Annotated in this window: 2 rRNA genes (1 of these 2 running past the window's edge); both read right to left on the reverse strand. The window is 48.2% G+C overall.

Features of this window, described 5'->3' with window-relative positions:
• Positions 1-43: 43 nt before the first annotated feature.
• Positions 44-153: ribosomal RNA gene (gene rrf, locus ABEB23_RS17990) — 5S ribosomal RNA — on the reverse strand.
• 127 nt (positions 154-280) lie between these two features.
• Positions 281-2,861: ribosomal RNA gene (locus ABEB23_RS17995) — 23S ribosomal RNA — on the reverse strand; it runs 398 nt beyond the window's last position.

The raw sequence follows: 2,861 nt of genomic DNA on the forward strand, positions 1-2,861 counted from the left end.
GTTCGTTAGAACAGGGTTTTAGAATCTGAAGATTCAGATTAAAGAAAGGCGACGACATACTCTCCCACATAATTGCAGTACCATCTGCGCAGGCGGGCTTAACTACTCTGTTCGGGATGGGAAGAGGTGAGCCCCGCCGCAATAACCACCTTAAGGTCGTTTTGCAATGGGCAATCAATTTATATTGATCGACATTACACAATATCTTAACATACTGAGATAAAGAAAAAAATTGTTTGTTTAGAAAGTTTCTCCCCCGGGTTGCCCCGGGGAAAAGGGTGTACATAAGCTTACGGATTATTAGTACTACTCGACTATGACATTACTGCCTTTACATCTATAGCCTATCAACGTGGTCATCTCCCACGATCCTTAAAAGAAATCTCATCTTGTGGTGGGTTTCGCGCTTATATGCTTTCAGCGCTTATCCCTTCCAAACGTAGCTACTCTGCGGTGCCCCTGGCGGGACAACAGATACACTAGAGGTTTGTCCAATTCGGTCCTCTCGTACTAGAATCAGATCCACTCAAATTTCTTGCGCCCACAGTAGATAGAGACCGAACTGTCTCACGACGTTCTGAACCCAGCTCGCGTGCCACTTTAATGGGCGAACAGCCCAACCCTTGGGACCTTCTCCAGCCCCAGGATGTGACGAGCCGACATCGAGGTGCCAAACCCCCCCGTCGATATGAGCTCTTGGGGGAGATCAGCCTGTTATCCCCGGCGTACCTTTTATCCTTTGAGCGATGGCCCTTCCATGCGGAACCACCGGATCACTATGCTCTACTTTCGTACCTGATCGACCTGTATGTCTCTCAGTCAAGCTCCCTTATGCCATTGCACTCTACGCACGGTTACCAAGCGTACTGAGGGAACCTTTAGAAGCCTCCGTTACTCTTTTGGAGGCGACCACCCCAGTCAAACTACCCACCAAGCAATGTCCCCCACAGTATGGGGTTAGGCCTCAGATAAACAAAGGGTTGTATTTCAACAATGACTCCACAACGCCTGGCGACGCCACTTCACAGTCTCCAACCTATCCTACACATCATTTATCCAAGGTCAATACTAAGCTATAGTAAAGGTGCACAGGGTCTTTTCGTCCCACTGCGGGTAAGCGGCATCTTCACCGCTACTACAATTTCACCGAGCTCATGGCTGAGACAGTGTCCAGATCGTTACACCATTCGTGCAGGTCGGAACTTACCCGACAAGGAATTTCGCTACCTTAGGACCGTTATAGTTACGGCCGCCGTTTACTGGGGCTTCAATTCAATGCTTCTCCGAAGATAACATCTCCTCTTAACCTTCCAGCACCGGGCAGGTGTCAGGCCCTATACTTCATCTTACGATTTTGCAGAGCCCTGTGTTTTTGATAAACAGTCGCCTGGACCTCTTCACTGCGGCCAGCTTGCGCTGGCGACCTTTCTCCCGAAGTTACAGGTCTATTTTGCCTAATTCCTTAGCCATGAATCTCTCGAGCACCTTAGGATTCTCTCCTCGACTACCTGTGTCGGTTTGCGGTACGGGTACTATTAACCTGAAGTTTAGAGGTTTTTCTTGGAAGCCCTTAGGTACACTATCTCTTTGTCCGAAGACGCCGAGTACTATCGCATTTCACCAAGCTCTACGGATTTGCCTATAGAGCCTATAGCTAGGTGCTTTAACGAACTATTCCGTCAGTTCGCGGTACTTTCATCACTCCGTCACCCCATCACAGTTAACAGTAGTACGGGAATATTAACCCGTTGTCCATCGACTGTCCCTTTCGGGTTCGCCTTAGGTCCCGACTAACCCACAGCTGATTAGCATAGCTGTGGAAACCTTAGTCTTTCGGTGTGCGGGTTTCTCGCCCGCATTATCGTTACTTATGCCTACATTTTCTTTTCTAACCAGTCCAGCATACCTTACGATACACCTTCAACCCTGTTAGAATGCTCCCCTACCACTTGTATTTACATACAAATCCATAGCTTCGGTAATATGTTTATGCCCGATTATTATCCATGCTCGTCCGCTCGACTAGTGAGCTGTTACGCACTCTTTAAATGAATGGCTGCTTCCAAGCCAACATCCTAGCTGTCTGGGCAGACAAACCTCGTTCTTTCAACTTAACATATATTTGGGGACCTTAGCTGATGGTCTGGGTTCTTTCCCTCTCGGACTTGGACCTTAGCACCCAAGCCCTCACTGCTGAGAAACATTATATAGCATTCGGAGTTTGTCAGGAATTGGTAGGCGGTGAAGCCCCCGCATCCAATCAGTAGCTCTACCTCTATATAACTTAATTCAGCGCTGCACCTAAATGCATTTCGGGGAGTACGAGCTATTTCCGAGTTTGATTGGCCTTTCACCCCTACCCACAGGTCATCCGAAGACTTTTCAACGTCAACCGGTTCGGTCCTCCACTGTGTGTTACCACAGCTTCAACCTGCCCATGGGTAGATCACACGGTTTCGCGTCTAACACTACTGACTAAAGCGCCCTATTCAGACTCGCTTTCGCTACGGATCCGTGGCTTAACCACTTATCCTTGCCAGCAACGTTAACTCGTAGGCTCATTATGCAAAAGGCACGCCGTCACCCCACTAAAGGGCTCCGACCGCTTGTAAGCGTATGGTTTCAGGATCTATTTCACTCCGTTATTCACGGTTCTTTTCACCTTTCCCTCACGGTACTGGTTCACTATCGGTCTCTCAGGAGTATTTAGCCTTAGCGGATGGTCCCGCCAAATTCAGACAGGGTTTCACGTGCCCCGCCCTACTCAGGATACCACTATCCTTTACATTCATTACTTATACGAGGCTATCACTCTCTATGGCTTTACTTTCCAGTAAATTCTAATTCTTTATGCAAGAAAT

The sequence above is a fragment of the Flavobacterium maritimum genome (assembly GCF_040049085.1).
Taxonomy (GTDB): domain Bacteria; phylum Bacteroidota; class Bacteroidia; order Flavobacteriales; family Flavobacteriaceae; genus Flavobacterium; species Flavobacterium maritimum.